The following is a 22,725-nucleotide window of genomic DNA, read 5'->3' on the forward strand; positions in this document are numbered from 1 at the left end:
ATTGCAGGGCAGCTTCAGGCTGCCCTGATCCCTTTAGTCGGAATGGAATAAAATGATATTTAAACAATCAGCTGGATGCCTCGCATTGATGTTGATAAGTGCTGGCGCAATGGCAGATGACGTGGTGAATGCGCGTTATGAAACGGTGCAGTGCGCCTCGCCGTGCAAGGCAGAAGAGGCCAAACATGTGCAATGGTGGCTGATGCGTGAAACGAATCAGGTGGAGATACGCAATCTGTATCAAAACGGTGAACCGGCGCATCACAGCAGTTTGTGGCTGAAAAAACCGGCCGGGCAGATGAATTATGTGTATTTGATGCACGATGAGCGTCGCGCCATTGATTATGCCGATGTGGATTTGAAACTGTTGTCCATCAAAACCGATGAACAGTTCTGGCAACTGAAATCACAGTTGGTGACAGATAGCGAACTGGCCAGCTTGCAGAAAGTGGACGCAGCGTCTGCCACGCAATATGGCTACCCGGTAGAGAAGTATGTGGGTACTTTAGGCGATGGCATCCGCAGCGAAGTATGGTGGATTCCGGCATTAAAATTACCTTATAAAGTCGCTTATACCTACCCGCAGCACACGGTGAGCATCCAGTTGCAATCGCTGCAACCAACTGCCAAGTCTGAGCAGGCCGTAGAAATCGCGCCAGGTACGTCACTGACGGCACTCAGCAATTACCAGCATGTGGATTATGCCGACCTGGGCGATATGGAGCACAATCCTTCGGAAATGCAATGGCTGGCCAAAGCGCACGGCGCGCCTGGTTTACATGCGCATGAACATTAATGTTTTAGCTTAATCGTTGTTTCAATACACCCGCATCCTCGCAGCCGAATTTGCTGCGAGCCGATGTGGCGTACACGGTCATCGGCTATAATGCCGCCATGACGCTACAAATTATTCAGTTATTCCTCTTGCTGCTGGTGATTGCCATGCTGGTCTGGCAGTGGCGTACACAGCAACACACTGCACAACAGGCACTGGCGCAATTACTTTCCCAACAGCTTGAAGAAAAACATCGCTTGATGATGAGCGAGATGCATCAGTCACTGAATCAATTGGCCGACCGTTTGCAAAGCCTGAATGCGGATCAGCAAGACCGTTTGCGCGCACAATTGTCGCAAGAACTGACGGCGACGCGTGAAGCCATGCAAGCCTTGCAAGTGGCGCAGCGCGACCATTTAAGCCAGAGCAGTGAGCAACTCAGCTTGAGCTTGCGTAACGGCTTGTCCGAACAGGGCATGTTGCAGCAAAACCTGCTGAAAACTGCTTTGCAAACCACCACTCAAAGCCTGACCCAAAGCATTGAAGCGCTGACCAAAGTGGTCGATGGCCGCCTGGAAGAAATGAGTGGCAAGGTGTCTATCCGCCTGGAAGAGGGCTTTAAAAAGACCAACGAGACTTTCGTCAGTGTGATGGAGCGCCTGGCCACCATTGATGAGGCGCAAAAGAAAATCGATGGCCTCAGTGTCAATATGGTGAGCTTGCAGGAGTTGCTAGGCGACAAACGCAGTCGTGGTGCCTATGGTGAGGTGCAACTGGAAGGCCTGGTGCGCAATGTGTTACCAGTAAACAGTTTTGCCATGCAACATACTTTGAGCAATGGCGCGCGCGTCGATTGTGCCTTGTTCTTGCCTGAACCCACCGGCACCGTCGCCGTGGATAGCAAGTTTCCGCTTGAAAATTACCACCGCATGATCGATAGCAGTCTTGGCGAACTGGTGCAGGCGCAGGCTTCCAAATTGTTTAAGGCCGATATCAGGAAACACATCGACGATATCAGTAGCAAATACATTATTGCCAATGAAACGTCAGATGGTGCCGTGATGTTTATCCCGGCCGAAGCGGTGTTTGCCGAGATTCATGCCTACCATGGCGATGTGGTGGATTACGCCATGCAAAAGCGCGTATGGCTGGTGTCGCCGACGACTTTGATGGCCGTGCTCAATACGGCTCGCGCCGTGCTCAAAGACGTTGAGATGCGCAAGCAAGTGCATATTATTAAAGATGAACTGGGCAAACTGAGTAAAGATTTTGACCGTTTCGATACCCGCATGAAGAAACTGGCCGATAATATCCGTCAGGCGCATGAAAACGCGCAGGACGTACATATCAGCAGCCAGAAAATATCCAGGCGTTTTGCCCAGATTGAAAAAGTAGAATTGGCGCAGACCGCGGGCGTGGAGCCGCTGGACATGCTGGATGAATTAGACGAGGCCGGAAAGAGCAACCCATGAAGATCACCATTTTATATTTCGCCCGCATCAAAGAGGTTGTGAATTACTCATCTGAGGATGTCGTATTGCCAGAAGAGGTGGAGACCATCATCGCGCTTAAGTCATGGTTATCCGGTCGTGGCGCGACCTGGCAGAAACTGTTTGATGGCAGCGGTGTGGTACGCGCTGCGATTAACCATGAACTGGTTGATGACATGGCGACGTTTGATGAGGGCGATGAGGTGGCGTTTTTCCCGCCGGTGACCGGAGGATAGTTTGAGCGAAGCCATGTATCTCAAAGTGTCTGTGCAGCCTGGCGATTTCGATGTGGGCGCCGAGTTGCAACAATTGAGAGCGGCCACGCCGCAAGCGGGGGCGCTGGTTAATTTTGTCGGCTTGGTGCGCGATGTGTCCACTGACGGTCAAGTCAGCGAAATGGTGATTGAGCATTATCCGGGCATGACCGAAAAAGCCTTGCAGCAGATTGCGCAACAGGCCATGCAGCGCTGGCCATTGCTCGGCATCCGCTTGATACATCGCGTCGGCTCGCTCACGGCGCAGGCGCAGATTGTGCTAGTGGCGGCGACCAGCTTGCATCGGCAAGCGGCGTTTGAGGCCTGCGCTTTTATGATGGATTATTTAAAGACCGAAGCGCCTTTCTGGAAAAAAGAAGTTGGTGATTTTGGTCAGCACTGGGTAGAAGCCCGTGCATCTGATGAACAAGCAAAACAACAGTGGAAACTGCCTAAATGATGCAAGTACTGAGTCCCAATGAAATGACGGTTTCTTACAAACTGTCACCCATGTCGTTTGAATCTACCGAAGAGCTACTGGACGCTGCGGATTTGGGTCTCAACGATTACGGCTGGAAACTGCAGCCCGAAGCACAAAAAACATTGATGATGGGTTTGTCATTGCAGCAGGCTGGCAGCAATGTGCTGGTGCTGGGCACCCCAGGCTCTGGCCGGGCCGGGTTAACCATGGCGGCGATGAAGGCATCCGCAGTCACTGGCATTGATAGTTCGCTGACGGACCTGGTGGCGCTGTATGACTTTAGCCAGCAGGCTTGCGTGAACTATCTCAAATTGCCCGCTGGGCTGGGTGCACAGTTGCGCACGGTCATGGAGTCTTTTATCAAAGGGCTGATTGCTGAAATGCAGCAATGGCTTGATGCCAGCGGCCAGGTCAATCTGTCTAAAGCCGAAACCTGGCTGGAAGAGCGTGTGGATGGCCTGCGCTCACAGTTAAGCAGTGCCAAATTGTCGTCATTCTTTAATATCATCAAACCGGAAGTGCTGGCCTATTTGCAGGCCTGGCAGCAAGTAGGGAGTGATGGCGACAATGGCTCGGACAGTATTATCAACGATAGTTTCTTGTCACGCTTTCGCGTCAATTTGCTGGTGGACCAGCGCGCTAACCTGACATCAGGTGTCAAACAGCCTGTGGTTGAGGAAAAAGACCCTGGTTTTGCAGCCTTGTTTGGCATGCTGGAAACCGCCGTGGGCGAGGCGGCGCAATGGCCGGAATTTTTACGCTTGCGCGCCGGTAGCTTGCATCAGGCCGATGGCGGGATGTTGCTGCTGCATTTGCGTGATTTGATGCAGGATGAAGGTAACGGCAGCGCCTTGCTGGAGAAGCTGTATCGCCTGATGCGTAATCGTGAAGTGCAGATTGAAGACTGGGCCAATCACGCCCAGCAAGGCGCCGGTGGTAACCGCCACGCTGCGCTGCCTGTACATGTGAAAATTGTCATGATTGCCAGCCGCGAAGATTATTACGATTGCCTGGAAGCGCAACCGGATTTCTTTGATTTTTTCCCCATTAAAGTTGAGTTCGAAGATCGCGTCACGGCGACGCTGGATAACTATGCCTGGATCGCCGGTTACATTGCACGCAAATGCCAGCAGCAAGCGCTGTCTCATTTTAGCGGTGCCGCAGTGAATGTGTTGCTGCAGTTTATGCATAGGCTGGAAGAAGACCAGGGCCGTATCAGTACGCACTTTGCGCATCTGGACCAGCTGATGCACGAAAGTGCGGCGGTTGCCGACGATGCACGCCTGATTACCGATGCGCATGTGAAACAAGCGCTGTCCGCACGCTTGCTACGCCAGCAGTTCTTTGAGGCGCAGATTCGTGACTCGATTATTGATAACGAGTTGTTGATTCAGGTCCATGGCAACGTGGTTGGCCAGGTCAATGGTTTGACCCATATCGAGCTGGGGGATGCCAGTTTTGGTTCGCCTATCCGTATTACTGCCCGTTGTTACCCAGGCCGCAGTGGGGTGATTAACATTGACCGCGAAGTGAATATGAGTGGCCCCACGCATGACAAAGGCATTTATATTCTGCAAAACTGGCTCAGTGCCAGTTTTTGGGCGCTGGCGCCGTTAAGCTTGAGTGCTTCGCTGGTATTTGAGCAGGAGTATAACGGTGTCGAAGGCGATTCAGCGTCCTGTGCTGAGCTGTTTGCCTTGCTGTCTGCGTTGACTGGCTTGCCAATCAAGCAAGGCATGGCTGTCACTGGCGCGCTGAATCAGTTTGGTGAAGTCATGCCGATTGGAGGCATCAACGAGAAGATTGAAGGCTATTTCCGCGTCTGTGAAGCGCTGGGTTTAAATGGCGAGCAGGGAGTGATTATCCCCAAACGCAACCAGCGCCATCTGATACTGGATGAAAGCGTGGTGACCGCGGTCAATAATGGCATGTTTAAAATTATTGCCATCGACCATGTGCTGGAAGGGATTGCGCACCTCACCGAGTGTGAGGCAGGCACGCAAGAGGCGGATGGCACCTATGCTGGTGACAGCCTGATGGCACGCGCGCAAAGCGCATTGGCCAGTTACCGTCATACCCTGGAACGTAATCAGGCGCGCATGGCTTATTTCCAGCAACATCAAGACAATCATCTTAATCTCTAAGTTTTATGCCACGTACGCATCACCGTAAACAGGAAGCGCCACCAGAAAAGGACGATGGTTGTCGTTTGGATAAATGGTTGTGGGCTGCCCGTTTTTTTAAAACCCGCAGTCTGGCCGCAGAAGCGGTCGATGGCGGCAAGGTGCGTATTGATGGTGACCGCGCCAAGAATGCACGGGAAATGAAGCCAGGCATGCGCGTCAGCATCAAAAATAAAGATATGCAGATCGAAGTCGAGGTGCTGGCGTTAAGCAATGTGCGCCGTGGTGCGCCAGAGGCCGCGCTGCTCTATCGTGAAACAGATGAAAGCCAGCGTGTGCGTCAGCAGGCGCAGGAAACGGGCGCTGATCAATTTGCCGAGCGTGACCGTGGTCTGGGACGTCCTACTAAACGGCAGATGCGGGATATCCAGCGCTTTACCGGGCGAGGTTAAGTGGCGGCTTAACTTTAAGATTAGGCCTAGCTTGGGCGGCGTGCGCCAGCAGGCATACCTGTTTTCGCCACAGCCTGTGCCCGGCAAGACACATCCAGTTTCTGGAAAATACGTTTGAGGTGGTTTTTGACCGTATTGGCGCTGATATTCAGGATCATGCCGATTTCGAAATTGGTTTTACCACTGCGTACCCAATGCAAGATTTCCTGCTCGCGGTCAGACAGTCCGCCTTGCGCCATGTTATCGAGCAAGTCTTCATCTTTAACTACCGGTGCCAGATGGCCAACGCGGCGGATAGCAGCATCCAGATGTGGCATGATCATGCCCAGCATCTGGTCTGGGACAGTAAACTCTTTGGTGCGATCGAAAAAGACATAGATGCAATCGGCTTTACCCCGCGTATCACGCACGCCATATACCATTAAAGAGTGCATCTTAAGCAGTTGCTGTGTAAACGGGTTAGGGGATTGCGCATGAATGCCACTGGCATCAAAGCGATTAATGACATACCACTTGTCGTCATTTTCTACCCAGCGCTTATAGAGATTGCACATCAGGTAATTCACAATGGCAGAGTCTTCAAGCAAACGCTGTGTGGACGCTTCGGGCAAGGAAGACGACACATCAAAATGTAGTTCGCCACTGCTAAAGTCACCCCATGCCGCCAACAATACATCGTGCCGCATCAGCGGATGAATGTCTTGTTTCAGCCAGTTAAAGAATTCAATATGGCGTTTGATCGCATACGAGTTCTGTATGGCCTGCAGGATGCCTTCCCAATGGGTTTGTTTTTTTTGTACCAGCATGCAGTTACCTCAAGTTATTCTTGCGCAGGGCGAACTTTGCCCGCTGTGTCTTTATGGTCTCAAGGGTTTTACGGCGTAATTTGCAGCTTCTTTAATATGATAGTCTCTGTGGATGACAGAAAATATGCTTGATATAAATCAATTGCTGTCAGATCTTGAATTTTTCCTTTTAAAACAGGGTCATACTTGCGTTAAAATGCAAAGGTAAATAATCGTATGGATGCGTGGGTTGGAGCGGAAACACATGGGTAGATTAAATAAACTTCCAAATGGTGTGCGTTATCCCAGTCATAAAGAATGGCAGTTGTTGAAAAAGCTGCCTAAATGGTGGCTGCTGGGCACTCTGGTGTTTGCGACACCGTTAGTGCATGCCTGGTGGCAGCATGGCGACTTGCTGACACGGGACGTCGAACGTACGGCCATGTTTCTCGGTTTGCTGTTTACCTTCTGGTTTTTTATTGGTGCCATGGCCATCGGCCTGATCGTGATCATTATTATGAAAGGGCCGGGCTATGTGTCTGACCCTTATTACCTGCCAAAAGAAGACAAGACGTTAGAGAATCCGCCCAAAAAGTAATAAGTCCTTGATTGCAGCATGAAATCCGGTTTATAATCGCGTGCTTTGCAACCTTGCCACACTTTGATCGCAAGCAATGTATGCTCCCAGCAAACGTTGATTGGTTCTGAAGGTGGCTAATAACCACAAGGAAATCTCATGCGACACTATGAAATCGTGTTTATTGTTCACCCTGACCAGAGTGAGCAAGTGCCAGCAATGATCGAGCGTTACCGCGCTCAAATCACTGGCAATGGCGGCAACATCCACCGTTTGGAAGACTGGGGCCGTCGTCAACTTGCCTATCCAATTCAAAAAGTACACAAAGCCCACTACGTGTTGATGAACATCGAAGTGAGCCAGGAAGTGCTGGAAGAAATGGAACACGGCTTCAAATTTAACGATGCTGTATTACGTCACCTGACAATCGCGACGAAAACAGCAGTCACAGCACCAAGCCCAATGATGAAAGAGGAAAAATCCAAAACCATCGTTGGTGACGCACCTGCTGCTACCACCGAGGCTGCTGCTTAAGTGTTGTGAATACGCTGGTGATTGCGGCAACCATTCAATCTATTGAAGCGTTGCGTTACACACCGGCAGGCTTACCCTTGTTGCGATTGCAATTGCAACATGATTCAGAGCAAAGCGAAGCTGGCCTGAATCGGAAAGTGCAGTGTCTATTACCTGCGGTGCTGATTGGTGAAAAAGCCAATCTGCCATTGCAAAGCGGCGATCACATCAAAGTCAAAGGGTTTCTAGCGCAGCGCAGTGCAAAAAGCACACAAGTGGTACTGCATATACAAGAATTACAGCGAATACAGTATTAAAGAATTTAAGGAGTTTCAAATGGCAAGAGATATGTACAAACGTCGCCGTTACTGCCGTTTTAGCGCAGAAGGCATCAAAGAAGTTGATTACAAAGACGTAGATCTGTTGAAAGATTTCGTTTCTGAAAACTTCAAAATCATCCCAGCCCGTATGACTGGTACCAAGGCTAAATACCAACGTCAACTGACAACCGCGGTTAAACGCGCACGTTTCCTGGCGCTGATGCCTTACACAGACAAACACCCAGGTTAATTGGCGGCTTAGGAGAACAACATGCAAGTAATTTTATTGGAAAAAGTAGCAAACCTGGGCTCATTGGGTGACGTGGTTAAAGTGAAAGACGGTTATGGCCGTAACTTCCTGATTCCACAGGGTAAAGCTAAACGTGCAACAGAAGCAAACAAAGCTGTTTTTGCAGCACAGCGCGCTGAGTTGGAAAAACAACAAGCCGACTTGTTGGCCGTTGCGCAAGCACGTGGCGAAAAACTGGCTGGTTTCAGCCTGACCGTGACTCAAAAAGCGGGTGTTGATGGTCGTCTGTTCGGTTCCGTGACTAACATGGACATCGCTGAAGGCTTGCAAGCACAAGGTCACGAAGTGAAAAAATCTGACGTGCGCCTGCCAAACGGCCCACTGAAGAACATCGGTGACTTCGCTGTGAGCGTTGCGCTGCACCACGACGTGGTTGTAGACATCACTGTGACAGTGACGCCAGAAGCTTAATCAAGCCTCTGCATGCAGTACAAGAAAAGGCTACTTCGGTAGCCTTTTTTCTTTTTAGCCACAGAGCTCACAGCGTTTGTGGCTCGTGCTGTATAAAGTTACTCAATAACTTGCAAGTATAGTGTATGAGATTTTTCTCTGCGTCCTCTGAGATCTCTGTGGCTAAAGTATTTTAATCTTTCATCTGTCCTGAAAGCTCAAAAAGCCAGACTGCTTTTCGGTATAATCACCAGATGGCTGATGAACAACTCGAATTCTTAAAACTCCCTCCACATTCCATCGAAGCTGAGCAATCGGTCTTGGGCGGACTGTTGCTCGACAATGAAGCGCTGGACAAGATCGCCGATATCCTGGCCCCGCAGGACTTCTATCAGCACGACCACAAGCTGATTTATGAACATATTGCGCGCTTGATTGAGCGCAACCAGCCTGCTGATATTGTAACGGTGGCTGAGTCGCTGGAAAACAGCAATGAATTGACTACCGTGGGTGGTGTCGCTTATCTGGGCGCGCTGGCACAGAATACGCCGACCGCGGCCAATATTCGCCGCTATGCGGAAATCGTGCATGAACGTTTTGTCATGCGCCAACTGGTCACTGTCGGCACCGATATTGCCGAAAGCGCTTATCTGCCGAATGGCCGTAATGCACAGCAATTGCTGGATGAAGCAGAAGCCAAGATTTTCCAGATTGCCGAAGGCGGTAACCGCAAGAGCCAGGGCTTTTTGGGCATGCAAGTGTTGCTGCCGCAAGTGGCAGACCGTATTGATTACCTGTATTCACGTGAAAATCATTCTGATGTGACGGGTATCCCGACCGGCTTTAGCGACCTTGATTCCATGACTTCTGGCCTGCAGGGCGGGGATATGGTGATTATTGCCGGTCGTCCGTCCATGGGTAAAACCGCGTTTGCGATTAACATTGCCGAAAACGTGGCGCTGGAGACCAATAAAGCCGTGGCCATTTTCTCGATGGAGATGGGCGCCACACAACTGACCACGCGTATGATCGGTTCGATTGGCCGCCTGGACCAGCATAAGATGCGTAACGGTAACCTCGAAGACGAGGACTGGGAAAAACTGACCACGGCGCTGGGCAAACTCAACGAAGCGCCGATTTATATCGATGAAGGTGCTGGTTTAAGCAGCTTTGACGTGCGCGCTCGTGCGCGTCGTTTGCATAGGCAGACGGGCGAGTTAGGCCTGATCGTGATCGACTATTTGCAGTTGATGAGTTCACCAGCTGGCCGCCAGGGTGAAAACCGGGCGACAGAAATTTCAGAAATCTCGCGCTCGCTTAAAGCCTTGGCTAAAGAATTAAACGTGCCATTAATTGCGATTTCGCAGTTAAACCGCAGTGTGGACCAGCGTCCGGACAAGCGTCCGGTCATGAGTGACTTGCGCGAATCTGGCGCGATTGAACAGGATGCCGACTTGATCATGTTCGTGTACCGGGATGAGTACTACAACCCGGACAGTGCTGAAAAAGGCACGGCCGAAATCATTATCGCCAAGCAACGTAACGGCCCGATTGGTCGTGTGCGCCTGACCTTTATGGGTGCGCATACACGCTTTATGGATTACGCCAACGCCGCGTATATGCCTGACGAGTATTAATCTGGCTGGCATTGCATATGCGTCCTATTATTGCCCATATTTCAGAAGCTGCGCTGGCGCATAACCTGGCGCAAGTCAGGCGCTATGCGCCGCAATCCAAAGTGATTTCCGTCGTCAAGGCCAATGCCTATGGCCACGGCCTGCTCAATGCAGCGCGTGGACTAAAGGAAACAGATGCCTTTGCCGTACTCAATATCAGTGAGGCGATTGTGCTGCGCGACGCTGGTTACCAGCACCCGATTCTATTGCTGGAAGGCGTATTCTCGGCTGACGAAATGGCACTGGTTGACCGCTATCATCTGGATACGGTGGTCTCTCATCAAGCCCAGTTGGCGTGGGTGCTGGAAAGTGTCCCCAATATTCCGCTGCGGGTTTACCTGAAGCTGGATAGCGGTATGCATCGTTTGGGCTTTCAGCCGCATGAGTACGGTCACGCATTACAGCAGTTGGCCAGTTCAGCGAATGTGCGTGAACTGATATTGATGACCCATTTCGCCAACGCGGATGTGGCCGATGGCACGCGTGCTGCCATGCAAGTCGTGGCGCAGATGATGCCAGCCTCCTATGCACGCTCGCTGGCCAATTCTGCGGCCATTGTGCAGCAGTCACACACACATGCAGACTGGGTACGCCCTGGCATTATGCTATATGGCGCGACGCCTGTAGCTGAAAAATCAGCTAGTAGCCTTGGTTTGAGGCCGGTGATGACATTGCAGTCAGGCTTGATTGCGGTACAGGAAATTGCCGTGGGTGAGAGTGTCGGTTATGGCAGCCTGTTTACCGCAGACAAACCCACACGCGTGGGGATCGTAGCTTGCGGTTATGCGGACGGTTATCCACGGCATGCCGCTACAGGGACGCCAATTGCCGTTGCTGGCCACGTAACCCGGACATTGGGGCGGGTCTCGATGGATATGCTGGCAGCAGATATTACCGATATTCCACAGGCTGCCATCGGCAGTACAGTGGAGTTGTGGGGCGAGCAAGTACCGGTAGATGAGGTTGCGCATGCCAGCGGTACCATCGGCTACGAATTGTTATGTGCAGTCACGGCCAGGGTGCCTTTTAAAATTCATGGCTAAAGCAAAAACACAATATACCTGTACTGAATGTGGTGCCTCTGAGCCTAAATGGCAAGGCCAGTGCCCGAGCTGCAATGCCTGGAATACGCTGGTAGAAACCGTGCCTGAGGCAGTGACGCAAAGCCGCTTTGCCAGCCTGGCACCGACGGCACAACTGCAAAAGCTGGCTGAGGTCGAAGCGCAGGATGTATCGCGGCAGGCGACAGGTATCGCCGAATTTGATCGTGTATTGGGTGGCGGTTTGGTGGCAGGCGGCGTGGTGTTGATTGGCGGTGATCCCGGAATCGGTAAATCGACGCTGTTGCTGCAAACCGTATGCAAAGTGTCGCAGAGCCTGAAATCTTTTTATATCAGTGGTGAAGAGTCTGCGCAGCAGATTGCCATGCGTGCGCATCGCCTGGGGCTGGATGCCAGCCAGGTAGATGTGCTGGCCGAGATCAACCTGGAAAAAATCAGCCAGGTGCTGCAACAGCATAAACCAGATGTGGTGGTGATCGATTCGATTCAAACCGTGTATTCTGAGGCGTTGCAGTCGGCGCCTGGTTCGGTGGCGCAGGTGCGTGAATGCAGTGCGCAACTGACGCGCATTGCCAAGCAACTGGGCATCAGCATGATATTGGTCGGCCATGTGACCAAAGAGGGTTCGCTGGCCGGGCCGCGCGTGCTGGAGCATATCGTCGATAGCGTGCTCTATTTCGAAGGTGACCAGAATTCGAGTTTCCGGCTGATTCGTGCTTTTAAAAACCGCTTTGGGGCGGTGAATGAGTTGGGCGTATTTGCCATGACCGAAAAAGGCTTGCGCGAGGTCAGCAATCCTTCGGCCCTGTTTTTATCGCATCATGAGTCGCCGGTGCCTGGCTCTTGTATTACTGTCACCCAAGAGGGCACGCGTCCTTTGCTGGTTGAAATTCAGGCGCTGGTAGACACCGCGCATGCACCTAATCCCAAACGCCTGTGCGTCGGCCTGGAGCAAAACCGCCTGGCTATGCTGCTGGCGGTATTACATAGGCACGCAGGTGTGGCCTGTTTCGACCAGGATGTATTTATCAACGCGGTCGGCGGGGTGAAAATCAGTGAACCTGCTGTTGATTTGGCGGTATTGCTGGCCATTGTCTCTTCACTTAAAAACAAGCCCTTGGCCAATAAGCTGATTGTGTTTGGTGAGGTCGGCCTGGCAGGGGAGGTGCGCCCGGTGCAACGTGGGCAAGAGCGCCTGAAAGAAGCGGCTAAGCTGGGATTTACGCATGCGATTATCCCCAAAGCCAATGCCCCCAAAGGCGGTGTGGCTGGTTTGCATATTGATGCGGTGGACCGGTTAGAGCAAGCGATAGACGTGCTGCGCGCATAAAAAAATGGCAACGACTGCCGGGAATGCAATCGTTGCCAGAGAGTGAGGCTGCCCAGAAGAGGGAGGACAGCCACAGGGAAGCGGTTGTGAGCCTGTATTTAGGCTAAATCATTAGAAAAATTCGGTTTGTTTCGGTTTGTTTCGGATTGTCAGTTTTTAACTTTTGGGCATTCTTCGCCGTTTTATCCATCACACTTACTTCTACACGCGTTAATGTCGCCTGGCATGCGCGTAGCGCCTGGTCATCACTGGCTAATCTGACACATTCCACCTGCTTAGCCAGTTGTTTAATAATGCGTTGTTTGTTATCCATCAATTCAGCATAGCTTTCTGTAGACGGCATAGCTGATGCAAATATCGATATATTGACGAGCAAACCTGTGGTCATCACGGTGGCGTATTTCACGGTGATTGCCTTTCTGCGATGAACGATGCATGCAGTATAAAAAACGGGGGCGGGATTGTCAGTTACAAACGGGTGGGGTTTTGTAGCAATTTGTAGCGACTTCGATACAGGGGAAAGTTACCCATGTTTTGCGCCACTGCGCGGCCATTTAGTCACAAAAACTTCATGCAACTATTCGCAACAAGTGCTTGCCCAAACTGGGTGTCGATTATCACATGGGTGTGACAATAAGATGACACTGAATAAAAAATACATCAGGAGCAAAAATAATGAAAAAAATCATTTTTCTTTTACCACTGATCGTGTCTGCATGTGCCAGCGTGACTCCTCACCAATATACGACGCAACAAGGCAAGATGGGCTATACACTGACGTGCAGCGAGTTCAATACGACATGGGAGCAGTGCCAGTCAAAGGCGGGTGCGTTATGTTCACAGGGTTATGAGGTGGACAAACAGTTGTCTTTTAAAGAGAGTTTTCCTGATAGCGGGGATGGTATTTACCGGCCTGCGAATAATCACCTCGCGGTCGTGTGCAAAGATTCGGCAGGTTAAAGGTTATACGCCGCTTATGATCGCCTGCGCGGCCGCAAAGCCGCTGGTGACCGCACCCTCAATGGTGGCCGGGTAGGGCCCGGCGATATAGTCACCGGCCAGAAATACTTGCGGATTAGAGGTGCGTGTCGCCGGGCGCGGCAAGTCTGGTGTACAGCTAAAAGTGGCGCGCTTTTCGGTGATGATTTGCGACCACTGAGGTTGCGTAGGCAGTGACATCTGATAAGCAGATAGCGCCTGGTTGATTTCATCAATACATTGCTTCACCAAGGCGGCTTTATCGGCGATGAGTGGGGGATGCGCACTGATGACTACAGCGAGTAATCCTGGCTGATCGCAACATTGTCCGCGGTCAAATACCCATTGTGCCAGGCCATGGCATAAACCCATGATGGGGTGAGGTAAGCACGTCTCGGCGCCGTATTGCAGGTAAACCGTGGTAATCGGCTGATAGTCGAATGTCGGGCTGTGTACTTGTGCACCGGCCATGGTTTTGAGTTGATGTGGGCCTGCTGCAATAATCACATTGTCGAATGTTTCTGTGCCTGTCGCTGTCGATACTTCACAGCTGTCTTCCTTGGATTGTATCGCGGTGACAGGGGTGCGTAGCCTGACATCACCACCTAATGTTTTAATCCGCTGTAGCAATGGTTGTATCAATGCAGTGGATAAATCGCTTTTCACCACCAGCAAGTCGCTGTCCTGGCGGTGGTGTTGGAAGCTATCGCGTAGTACATTGAGAAAAGTTTGGGCGCTGGCCAGGGTAATTGGCGTATTCAGCGCCGCCAAACAGAGAGGCTCCCACAAGGTGCGAATGGCGAAGGGCGTTTGTTTGCCATCGGCCAGTAAAGTAGCAACGGTGCAATCATGGGTGAGTGTAAACGCTTGTTGTTTGAGTTGTTGCATCCAGCAGATTGCGCGCCATTTGCTCTGCCAATCCAATCCTCGCGCACTGAGTAAGCCCCATAGTAAATGTAGCGGGGCAGGGAGCCACGTGGGTGTCACCAATGACATGCGTTGGGCACCATTGTGCATATGCAGGGCCAGTGGCAGGCGCATAAACACTTGTTCTGCCTCTATGTGGGCCTCTTGCAGCAAAGTCAGTGTAGCGCGATAAGCGCCTATACACAGGTGTTGGCCGTTATCCAAGGTGGTGGCGTCATGAGCGACGCTACGTGCCCGGCCGCCTGCTTGTGGGGCGGCTTCAAACACGCACACCTGGTGGCCATGTTGCAACAGCCTGAGCGCAGCAGACACGCCAGCCAGCCCGGCACCGATGATCGCAATTTTACGGTGAGTAGACGCGGTAGCGATCATGCTTTGCGATAGTTAAACCATGCGCCCAGCGCCAGTTTGAGCTTTCTGAAGGGGGGCAGCACCACTTTATGTGTCAGCACCAGGTTGGGCTCAGGTTTAATTTCTTGTAACAGCGCGCGGTAAATAGCGGCCATCATGAGTCCCGGCAATTGCGGTTTGGTATCAGTCTTGGGGAGTTGGCTCAGTGCTTTGTCATAGAACATTTCAGCGCGTTCAATTTGTTTGAGTAGCAGCGCCTGTGTTTGTGGCGAAGCTTGGCTGTTGAGCAACTGCTCTTCAGTCACACCGGCACGTTCCAGCTCATCGAGGGGAATATAAACACGGCCGCGTCGGGCGTCTTCACCAACATCGCGAATGATATTGGTCAGTTGAAACGCCATGCCCAGGTCATGCGCATATTCCAGCGTCGCCTGGTCTTTGTAGCCAAAAATTTGTGCAGAAAGTAGCCCGACCACGCTGGCAACCCGGTAGCAATACAAGGCCAGTTGTTCAAAGTCGGCATAACGGTTGTATTGCGTGTCCATTTGCATGCCATCGATGATTTCAACGAAATGCGCTTCTTGCAAATGAAAAGTATTGACCACCGGTTTTAAGGCCTGGGTGACCGGGTGCTGCGGGGTTTCATGAAATAGTCTATGGATTTCCTGCTTCCACCAGGCGAGTTTTGTTTGCGCGATCTGGTAATCGGTGCATTCATCCACCACATCATCCACTTCGCGACAGAACGCATACAGCGCGGTCATGGCATCGCGCCGGTCTTTCGGTAAAAACATAAAACTCAGCGTGAAACTGGAGCCACTTTCACGGGTTTTTTGTTGGCAATATTGTTGCGGTGTCATTGTTTAAACAGGGCTTTCAGCAAAATCAGCAGCCAGTCATAGGCTTTCAGGGTCGGGCGATGATGATAGATATCGCCACCGCAGGATTTTAATTTATGTAGGATACGTTCGCCACCTGCAATCATCATGCGTAATTCAAAACCGATGCGGCCTGGCAAGGCGCGACCTAGTGGTTTTCCGGCCAGCAGCATGTCTTCTGCGCGTATCACATTTTGCATGAAAAACGCTTGCCAGGGCGCATCCACACGCTGTTGACGTAAGTCCTGCTCACTGATGCCTGCCGCCTGCATCTCGTCCTGACTCAGGTAAATACGTCCAACCGCACCGTGTTTTTGCAGGTCTGGTTCGATGTCCTGATAAAAGTTAATCAGTTGTAAGGCGCTGCAAATCTGGTCAGACCACAGCCGGTGTTGCGGCGTATCGCTGCCATATAGTTGCAACATCAAGCGGCCTACTGGGTTGGCCGAGCGGCGGCAGTAGTCCAGCACCTCATCAACATTGGCATAGCGGGTTTTAACCACGTCCTGTTTAAAAGCATCTATCAGGTCTAGCAAACATTGCACGTCCAGTTTGTGGGTGTTAACCACTTGCTGCAAGGCGATAAATAAGGGCTTAGCTGGCTTGATATAGGCCTGGATCAGCAATAACTCGTCTTCATACGCTTGCAATGCTTGCAGCCGTGACGCTTCAGTCGCATTGCCTTCATCAGCAATATCATCCGCTTCACGCGCGAACTGGTAAATCACCGTGACCGCATGACGCAAATGGGCGGGTAACAGCAGGGAGGCAACCGGGAAGTTTTCGTAGTGCGTTTGCGCCAGCGTCAGGCTGGGAGATGGCTCGGCTGGCTTGGAAAAGGCTTGCATGGCTTAAGTATGCCATAAATCCGTGATACGCTTACACCTTGCAGATGAACAAGTCTAAAGAGAAATCAAAGTTGGGGATGACAGGATGTTAGGCATTATTGGCGGTACCGGATTGACCGCGCTGGATAATTTAAATATTTCGAAACGCTTGATCGTACGTACCCCGTATGGTGAACCGTCGCAGCCATTGGTGTTTGGCGAGATAAATGGCAAAGAAGTCGTGTTTCTGGCGCGTCATGGTGGCGGTCATACCATTCCACCGCATGCGGTGAATTACCGGGCGAATATCTGGGCGCTGCATTCTGTCGGTGTACGCAACTTGCTGGCGGTCGCTACCGTCGGTGGCATCGCCCGCAACCTGATCCCGGGTGATATCGTGTTGCCGAACCAGATTCTGGATTATACCTACGGCCGCAGTAACACTTATCACGATGGCATTGAGCTGCCTGTGCGCCATATCGACTTTACCCAGCCATATTCACAGGCCATGCGTGAGCGCTGCCTGCAAGCGGCGGCGGACGTTGGCTATAGCGTGGTGGATGGCGGTGTCTATGCGTGCGTACAGGGGCCACGCCTGGAAACTGCAGCTGAGATCAACCGCTACGAGCACGATGGTGCCACTGTTGTTGGCATGACCGGTATGCCGGAGGCAGTATTGGCGCGCGAACTTGGTTTGGCTTATGCTGCTATTTGCCCGGTGGCTAATTTCGCTGCTGGTCGTGGTGATAGCGCACAATCTATCCAGTTTGAGCAAGTGATGCCGTTGTTGCAGCAAACCATGGATAAAGTACGCACAGTGATTGCGCATTATTTGGCTGATAACGACTGTTCGATAGCGTAGGGGAGGAGACAACGATGGCGGTGAAACCGGTATTGCGTATGGGCGAGCCACTGTTATATCGCGTCGCAGATAAAGTCACCCAGTTTGATACGCCTGAGTTGCATGCGCTGATTCAGGACATGCACGACACCATGGCGCAGATGAATGGGGCAGGCATCGCCGCACCACAAATTGGCGTCAGCTTGCAGGTGGTGATGTTTGGCGTCGGCGCGAATCCGCGTTATCCGGATGCGGAAGAGGTGCCGTTCACTATTCTGATTAATCCTGAATTGACCCCGGTCGACCAAACTGAAGAAGAGGGCTGGGAAGGCTGCCTGTCTGTCCCCGGCATGCGCGGTGTGGTACCACGTTACCAGCACTTGCATTATCGCGGTTTTGATCCGCAAGGCAACGTGATTGACCGTACCGTGAGCGGCTTTCATGCGCGTGTCGTGCAGCATGAGTGTGACCACTTGTTTGGCATACTTTACCCCATGCGTATCCGTGATCTGACAAAATTTGGCTTTAATGATGTACTTTTTCCTGGAATAACGCTTCCAGATGACTGATTGTTTGCTATAATGCCGACTTTCCGGAAGAGTGGCAGAGCGGTTTAATGCTACAGTCTTGAAAACTGTCGAGGGTTCACGCCCTCCGTGAGTTCGAATCTCACCTCTTCCGCCAGACATGTCATGCCGCAGTTTTTGCGGCATTTCTATTTGCAGGTTTTAATTACTCAATTTAAGGAATCGTCATGACTCAAATCATCATCGACCATAACCCATCAGAAGAGAAGCTGAAAGAACTGGGCGTAAAAAGCTGGAACACATGGGATTGCGCACCTTCAAAATTCCCTTTGGACTTCACAGCGACTGAAAAAGCCTACGTGTTAGAAGGCGAATTCAAAGTGACTCCACAAGGTGGCGACACTGTAACGATCAAGGCTGGTGACTATGTTGAGTTTCCAAAAGGCCTGAAATCACAGTGGGAAGTAGTTAAGCAATTGAAAAAACACTACAAACATTTCTAATTGATTTGTTGTAGCCAGTATTCAATAAAAAACCCTGCAATGCAGGGTTTTTTGTTTTTAGAACACTGCGATTTAAGGCCGGAATCATTAAACTTTGCAAATTGTGCTTTAAATTCAAACGTCATTCAACATCGCTCTCTAGCCAAGTTGTTGATATTAAAATACAATCTCACCCTGATTGAAAAATCAAAACGCCTTGGGGTGGCTAACGCCTGAGATCTCGCGCAAGTGAGAAACCCAATGAACCTGACCCAGATAATGCTGGCGTAGGGACAGGCAGAGCCTCTACAACGCAAATGTTTTTGGTTTGTTGTTTAATCAACACACCTACTCACGTCCTTGTCACTCTCCCCCTGTCCTTTTTATGTATCTTGATAGAAAGGATTACCTTGAAACCGATTATAAAACCATTGCCCCTCATTGGGCTGTTACTGGCCATGCCTGCGTTGGGCGCAGAAGATGACAACAAAGCCGTTGAACTCTCGGAAGTTGTGGTCAGCGCAGACTTTCGCCCCAGTACCGCACAAAAAACGGCCGTCAGCCTGACCGAAATTGACAAAGAAACCATAGAGTCACGTGGCGCGCAACACTTGGAAGAAGTGCTTAACTTGGCACCCAACGTTGGTTTTGCCAGTGGTGCTTCTCGGGGGCAGTTTTTTCAAATACGCGGCATGGGTGAAGACAGTCAGTATTCATCTCCAATAAACCCTTCAGTTGGTCTGATTATCGATGGAATAGACTTTAGTCGTATTGGCGGTGCCGCAACGCTGTTTGATATTGACTCGGTAGAGATTTTACGTGGTCCACAGGGCACCAAATTTGGTAACAATGGCTTAGCAGGCACCATTAATTTGCGTAGTAAAGAGCCTACCAAAGACTTTAAGATGCACTTTGAGTCTGCCGCAGGTAACTATGATACGCAAAATGTTGGTTTTGCTGTTGGCGGCACTATAAAAGATGATACCTTGCTGGGACGACTTGCTGTTTACAACCACAAATCAGATGGGTATGTTAAAAATGCATATTTAGGCCGGAATGATACCCAAGACCAAAACGAGCTGACTTTACGTGGCAAGTTAAAATGGCTAGCTACCGAAAACTTAACTGTAGATTTGACCTATCTACATTTGAACATTCACAATGGCTATGATGCTTTTACATTGGATAATAGCGGCAAAACAAGATCGAATCAGCCAGGTTCTGATAACCAAGAAACGAATGCGCTAGCGTTAAAAGCTAATTGGCAAGCGTCTGATGCAGTGATTATTCAATCACAAGTCAATTACCTGCATTCAGACGTACTATACAGCTACGATGCAGATTGGACCGCTGTACCGCCGGATTATTTTGAGCGTTTTAACCGAAAACGTGAGAACTACTCTTTTGATGTTCGTGCGCTGTCTGATAAACCAGGTCGAATCTTTGGCGGGACCACAGATTGGACAGTTGGTTTATTTCACTACAACCAAAAAGAAAACTTTCAAATCAACTCCAATTATTACAATGACCCTAACTCCGGCGGTCATTATGAAACCAACAATACTGCTCTGTATGGTCAACTAGATACTTATTTGACTGAAAAATTAACTTTAACCAATGGTCTACGTCTTGAGCATTTCAAGGCTACTTTATCTGATGCAACAGGATACGATGATGCTTTTAATCTGGTGAATATTGATAACACTTCTGTTGCTGAAAATCTATTCGGTGGGAAAATTGGATTGAACTATCAAGCCAATCAAGACCATTTGCTTTACACAACATTGTCGCGTGGCTTTAAAGCTGGTGGTGTTAATAATGATGGTCGACTGAACAGTGAACAACGCAATATCAAGCAGGAATATAACGTCAATATCGAGACGGGTATTAAATCCAGTTGGCTAAACAAAACATTAATCACAACATTATCTGTATTTCACACAGAGCGTAATGATGCCCAAATCAAGGCTTCCAAAGCACTCAGTAACGGCACATTTTTAGATTATATTAACAACGCTTCAAATGCGACTAATCAAGGTTTGGAAGCGAGTTTCGATTGGTTTGCAACTGACAAATTGCGCATCCTAGGGTCATTGGGTCTGCTAGATGCCAAGTTTAGAAGTCATGTCGCAAACGGAGTGAGTTTCGATGGCCGCCAAGTAGCAAATGCTCCAAGATACACATTTAACTTGGGTTCAGAGTTCTATGCGAATGAAAACTTGACGCTACGTGCGAATGTAGAAGGTAAAGACGAGTTTTATTTTTCAGACAGTCATAATGCAAAATCTGATGCTTATGCACTTGTGAATGCAAGTCTCGATTATAAGCATGACAAACATTGGAAGGTCCGCGGTTGGGTAAGGAATTTATTTGACAAAGAGTATGCCACTCGTGGATTTTATTTTGCTAACAATCCAGCGGATAACTACACGATTAATGAAAAATATATTCAATACGGTCAACCACGCGTAGCCGGTATTACCGTCAGTTATGATTACTAAAATGTTGCCAGAGCAAGAGCTCGCCTGATGAAAGGAGCGCTAAATGCGTATTTCAGTCGATATTAGTTTATATCCCTTAACCGAAGGTTATGTAGAACCTATTTTGGAGTTTATTAATAAGCTCGAAGCGAATAAAAATCTTGTGGTCAAGCGCAATAGCCTGGCGACCCAAGTATTTGGAGAATATCGCGAAGTGATGGATTGTCTCGATGCAGAGATGGAAGCGGTGTTCAATGCGCTGCCGCACAGTGTATTTGTGATGAAGTTTATTGGTACAGACAGGGCCGATGTGGTTGATGTATAAGACCTTCTCATTAATCTCTTGCGTGTTTATCGATCATGAACCAAGATAATTTCCAGCCCATCCTGACTGCATTTCAACAAATGTCCAATTGGGAAATCGCCGCTGCTCTGATGGGCGTGGCTTATATTTTGCTGGCGGCCAAAGAGTCTCAATGGTGTTGGCTGTTTGCCTTCTTCAGCACTCTGGTATACACCATGCTGTTTTGGGAAGGTCAGCTTCCCATGCAAGCACTGCTGAATTTTTACTATATTGGCATGGCGATTTATGGCTTTTGGGCATGGCATAAACACGGTGCTAAAACTGATACATTACAGATCAGCCGTTGGCCTTGGCTTTGGCATGTTGGTTTTATTGCAGTCGGAATTATAGTGAGCGCTTTGGTCAGTAATTATTTGCAACAGACAGGGCAATCGCAAAGTCCGATGTTAGATGCTTATACGACGGTTTTTTCTGTCATGAACACATGGCTGATTGCCAGGAAGGTATTGGAAAACTGGCTATATTGGGCGGTGATTGATGGTGCTGCCACGCTCTTGTATGTGCAAACAGGCTATTACGCTACGGCGGTTTTATTTGTGCTGAATACGATTCTGGCGATTGTCGGTTTTATCAGCTGGGTGAAGCTTTATCGGCAACAAAAAGCTTAAACAACTCAACATGATGGTGAACGGAATGCAGCGTTTATATTTGCTGCATCCATTTTTCCAAATCAGTCTCACCTAATATATTCATCAAAAACAACAGCAACTGATAGCAGGATTTGTATGCTCCATGCTCGGGCCAGTTGTGTGTTTGAATATAGTGCTGTTTGAATAAAGCCAATTGCGTGGGTGTTAATACATATTCAAGCAGCACTAGATCCAGCGTGCGTGGTGCGATGAAAAATGCATCCAGATCAATCAAAGCCAAATCATTGGTGCCTGAACGGAATTGATCCCAACGTAAATCCAGCATCATCGGCACGAATTGGGTTTCGCGGATATTTTCTGCGTTCGCTAATACTTCAGCCAATAACGTTTTATCAATCAACGTGCCTTTTTGCTTGGCCAGAAAAGTAATTGTTTGGTGCAAACGGCCGGACCATTCAATGGCAGGCAGCTTTGGCGCATGCAGCTCGCCCCAACTGGTGTAAGTGCATTGATGCAGTTTTATAATATGCTCGGCTAACTGTATTACCCAATCATCAGCAATAAGTTCAGCATCTAAGTCCTTGCCGGCTAAAAAACGGGTCAGCACAAATCGTTGAGCATTGGCCGCGACAAAACCAGGTACTGTCAGTGCACCGTTTTTCTGCAAAAAATGATGCGTTAGATGGATATCGCCCAGGCTGTCAGGGAAGTTGGCTGCAAATAAATGGTTTGCACCTAGCCAGAAGTGAGAGCTTCTAATGGTCGCTTCATTACACACTTTCAGTACCATTTCGCCATCCGTCGTTTGGCAATAAAACAGCTGATGCGTGCTATCCTCAAACTTGGCTTGGATGGGATTAGGCTCGGCAACCAGTGTAGGCAAACTGGCTTGTTCGGCGGGCGTGAGTAGGGGATAGGTAAACATTTAAGCGAGTCATTTTAA

General features: G+C 49.9%; 27 protein-coding genes, 1 tRNA gene and 1 riboswitch. Of the genes, 22 read left to right on the forward strand and 6 right to left on the reverse strand.

What is annotated here, in order from left to right; translation table 11 throughout:
* The first annotated feature begins 109 nt into the window (after nt 1-109).
* The 6 genes from MET42_RS0105905 to MET42_RS0105930 all read left to right on the forward strand — a co-directional run bounded on the left by MET42_RS0105905 (nt 110) and on the right by MET42_RS0105930 (nt 5,575).
* The gene (locus MET42_RS0105905) at nt 110-796 is read left to right on the forward strand and encodes a hypothetical protein (protein ID WP_232411347.1); all 687 of its coding nucleotides are present in this window, start codon (nt 110-112) and stop codon (nt 794-796) included.
* Between the two features lie 98 nt (nt 797-894).
* A complete protein-coding gene (locus tag MET42_RS0105910; RefSeq protein WP_198289781.1) occupies nt 895-2,247 on the forward strand; it encodes a DNA recombination protein RmuC in 1,353 nt (450 codons plus the stop codon).
* Complete coding sequence (gene moaD / locus MET42_RS0105915; protein WP_019881910.1) at nt 2,244-2,501, forward strand: molybdopterin converting factor subunit 1; 258 nt, start codon at nt 2,244-2,246, stop codon at nt 2,499-2,501. The genes MET42_RS0105910 and moaD overlap by 4 nt, the downstream gene beginning before the upstream one ends.
* Before the next feature lie 13 nt (nt 2,502-2,514).
* Nucleotides 2,515-2,979 carry a molybdenum cofactor biosynthesis protein MoaE gene (locus tag MET42_RS0105920; protein ID WP_019881911.1) on the forward strand — a complete coding sequence of 155 codons (465 nt, stop codon included), beginning with the start codon at nt 2,515-2,517 and terminating at the stop codon, nt 2,977-2,979.
* Nucleotides 2,976-5,144, forward strand: a complete 2,169-nt coding sequence (locus MET42_RS0105925; RefSeq protein WP_019881912.1) for a Lon protease family protein — start codon at nt 2,976-2,978, stop codon at nt 5,142-5,144. Before MET42_RS0105920 ends, MET42_RS0105925 begins: the two co-directional genes overlap by 4 nt.
* A gap of 5 nt (nt 5,145-5,149) precedes the next feature.
* Nucleotides 5,150-5,575 (forward strand): RNA-binding S4 domain-containing protein, encoded by a 426-nt coding sequence (locus MET42_RS0105930; protein ID WP_019881914.1) that lies wholly within the window; start codon nt 5,150-5,152, stop codon nt 5,573-5,575.
* Between the two features lie 26 nt (nt 5,576-5,601).
* On the opposite strand, the gene epsA is transcribed toward MET42_RS0105930, so the two are convergent.
* Nucleotides 5,602-6,381: an XrtB/PEP-CTERM-associated transcriptional regulator EpsA gene (gene epsA / locus MET42_RS0105935; protein WP_019881915.1), complete on the reverse strand. Its 780-nt coding sequence runs from the start codon at nt 6,379-6,381 to the stop codon at nt 5,602-5,604.
* Nucleotides 6,382-6,625: 244 nt separating this feature from the next.
* Between epsA and MET42_RS0105940 the strand changes: the two genes are divergently transcribed.
* The 8 genes from MET42_RS0105940 to radA all read left to right on the forward strand — a co-directional run bounded on the left by MET42_RS0105940 (nt 6,626) and on the right by radA (nt 12,537).
* Nucleotides 6,626-6,958, forward strand: a complete 333-nt coding sequence (locus MET42_RS0105940; protein WP_019881917.1) for a hypothetical protein — start codon at nt 6,626-6,628, stop codon at nt 6,956-6,958.
* 138 nt (nt 6,959-7,096) lie between these two features.
* Entirely contained in the window at nt 7,097-7,471 is a 375-nt protein-coding gene (gene rpsF, locus MET42_RS0105945) for a 30S ribosomal protein S6 (protein WP_019881918.1), read from the forward strand.
* Between the two features lie 5 nt (nt 7,472-7,476).
* Nucleotides 7,477-7,767, forward strand: coding sequence for a primosomal replication protein N (gene priB, locus MET42_RS0105950; RefSeq protein WP_019881919.1), 291 nt, complete (start codon nt 7,477-7,479; stop codon nt 7,765-7,767).
* Nucleotides 7,768-7,786: 19 nt separating this feature from the next.
* The gene (gene rpsR, locus MET42_RS0105955; protein ID WP_024929836.1) at nt 7,787-8,020 is read left to right on the forward strand and encodes a 30S ribosomal protein S18; all 234 of its coding nucleotides are present in this window, start codon (nt 7,787-7,789) and stop codon (nt 8,018-8,020) included.
* A gap of 21 nt (nt 8,021-8,041) precedes the next feature.
* Nucleotides 8,042-8,491: a 50S ribosomal protein L9 gene (gene rplI, locus MET42_RS0105960; protein ID WP_019881920.1), complete on the forward strand. Its 450-nt coding sequence runs from the start codon at nt 8,042-8,044 to the stop codon at nt 8,489-8,491.
* A gap of 233 nt (nt 8,492-8,724) precedes the next feature.
* Complete coding sequence (gene dnaB, locus MET42_RS0105965) at nt 8,725-10,107, forward strand: replicative DNA helicase (protein WP_019881921.1); 1,383 nt, start codon at nt 8,725-8,727, stop codon at nt 10,105-10,107.
* A gap of 17 nt (nt 10,108-10,124) precedes the next feature.
* The gene (gene alr, locus MET42_RS0105970) at nt 10,125-11,189 is read left to right on the forward strand and encodes an alanine racemase (protein WP_019881922.1); all 1,065 of its coding nucleotides are present in this window, start codon (nt 10,125-10,127) and stop codon (nt 11,187-11,189) included.
* Entirely contained in the window at nt 11,182-12,537 is a 1,356-nt protein-coding gene (radA, locus tag MET42_RS0105975) for a DNA repair protein RadA (protein WP_019881923.1), read from the forward strand. The genes alr and radA overlap by 8 nt, the downstream gene beginning before the upstream one ends.
* Before the next feature lie 103 nt (nt 12,538-12,640).
* Here the strand turns inward: radA and MET42_RS0105980 are convergent, their stop codons facing one another.
* Nucleotides 12,641-12,943 (reverse strand): hypothetical protein, encoded by a 303-nt coding sequence (locus MET42_RS0105980; protein WP_019881924.1) that lies wholly within the window; start codon nt 12,941-12,943, stop codon nt 12,641-12,643.
* A gap of 269 nt (nt 12,944-13,212) precedes the next feature.
* Here MET42_RS0105980 and MET42_RS0105985 point away from each other — a divergent pair, with 269 nt between their 5' ends.
* Entirely contained in the window at nt 13,213-13,497 is a 285-nt protein-coding gene (locus MET42_RS0105985) for a hypothetical protein (RefSeq protein ID WP_019881925.1), read from the forward strand.
* A gap of 3 nt (nt 13,498-13,500) precedes the next feature.
* On the opposite strand, the gene hpnE is transcribed toward MET42_RS0105985, so the two are convergent.
* From hpnE to hpnC, 3 genes are read right to left on the reverse strand one after another with little or no spacing between them, the layout of a single operon-like run.
* Entirely contained in the window at nt 13,501-14,814 is a 1,314-nt protein-coding gene (hpnE, locus tag MET42_RS0105990; protein ID WP_019881926.1) for a hydroxysqualene dehydroxylase HpnE, read from the reverse strand.
* Nucleotides 14,811-15,653: a presqualene diphosphate synthase HpnD gene (gene hpnD, locus MET42_RS0105995; RefSeq protein ID WP_019881927.1), complete on the reverse strand. Its 843-nt coding sequence runs from the start codon at nt 15,651-15,653 to the stop codon at nt 14,811-14,813. Before hpnD ends, hpnE begins: the two co-directional genes overlap by 4 nt.
* The gene (gene hpnC / locus MET42_RS0106000; protein ID WP_019881928.1) at nt 15,650-16,519 is read right to left on the reverse strand and encodes a squalene synthase HpnC; all 870 of its coding nucleotides are present in this window, start codon (nt 16,517-16,519) and stop codon (nt 15,650-15,652) included. Before hpnC ends, hpnD begins: the two co-directional genes overlap by 4 nt.
* Before the next feature lie 85 nt (nt 16,520-16,604).
* Between hpnC and MET42_RS0106005 the strand changes: the two genes are divergently transcribed.
* The 7 genes from MET42_RS0106005 (at nt 16,605) to pnuC (ending at nt 21,800) form a co-directional block, all read left to right on the forward strand.
* Nucleotides 16,605-17,360, forward strand: a complete 756-nt coding sequence (locus tag MET42_RS0106005; protein WP_019881929.1) for an S-methyl-5'-thioinosine phosphorylase — start codon at nt 16,605-16,607, stop codon at nt 17,358-17,360.
* A 14-nt stretch (nt 17,361-17,374) separates the two neighbouring features.
* On the forward strand, nt 17,375-17,908 hold the full coding sequence (gene def / locus MET42_RS0106010) for a peptide deformylase (RefSeq protein WP_019881930.1): 534 nt from the start codon (nt 17,375-17,377) through the stop codon (nt 17,906-17,908).
* Between the two features lie 25 nt (nt 17,909-17,933).
* Nucleotides 17,934-18,023 (forward strand) — tRNA-Ser (locus MET42_RS0106015).
* 70 nt (nt 18,024-18,093) lie between these two features.
* A complete protein-coding gene (locus tag MET42_RS0106020) occupies nt 18,094-18,369 on the forward strand; it encodes a cupin domain-containing protein (RefSeq protein ID WP_019881932.1) in 276 nt (91 codons plus the stop codon).
* 187 nt (nt 18,370-18,556) lie between these two features.
* Nucleotides 18,557-18,660, forward strand: a riboswitch (TPP riboswitch).
* 98 nt (nt 18,661-18,758) lie between these two features.
* Complete coding sequence (locus MET42_RS0106030; protein WP_019881934.1) at nt 18,759-20,849, forward strand: TonB-dependent receptor; 2,091 nt, start codon at nt 18,759-18,761, stop codon at nt 20,847-20,849.
* A gap of 43 nt (nt 20,850-20,892) precedes the next feature.
* Nucleotides 20,893-21,153: a YkoF family thiamine/hydroxymethylpyrimidine-binding protein gene (locus MET42_RS0106035; RefSeq protein ID WP_019881935.1), complete on the forward strand. Its 261-nt coding sequence runs from the start codon at nt 20,893-20,895 to the stop codon at nt 21,151-21,153.
* A gap of 35 nt (nt 21,154-21,188) precedes the next feature.
* Complete coding sequence (pnuC, locus tag MET42_RS0106040) at nt 21,189-21,800, forward strand: nicotinamide riboside transporter PnuC (protein ID WP_019881936.1); 612 nt, start codon at nt 21,189-21,191, stop codon at nt 21,798-21,800.
* A 34-nt stretch (nt 21,801-21,834) separates the two neighbouring features.
* Here pnuC and MET42_RS0106045 read toward each other — a convergent pair whose 3' ends face one another.
* Entirely contained in the window at nt 21,835-22,707 is an 873-nt protein-coding gene (locus MET42_RS0106045) for a hypothetical protein (RefSeq protein WP_019881937.1), read from the reverse strand.
* Between the last annotated feature and the right edge of the window lie 18 nt (nt 22,708-22,725).

It is taken from the genome of Methylophilus sp. 42, from assembly GCF_000384155.1.
Classification (GTDB): domain Bacteria; phylum Pseudomonadota; class Gammaproteobacteria; order Burkholderiales; family Methylophilaceae; genus Methylophilus.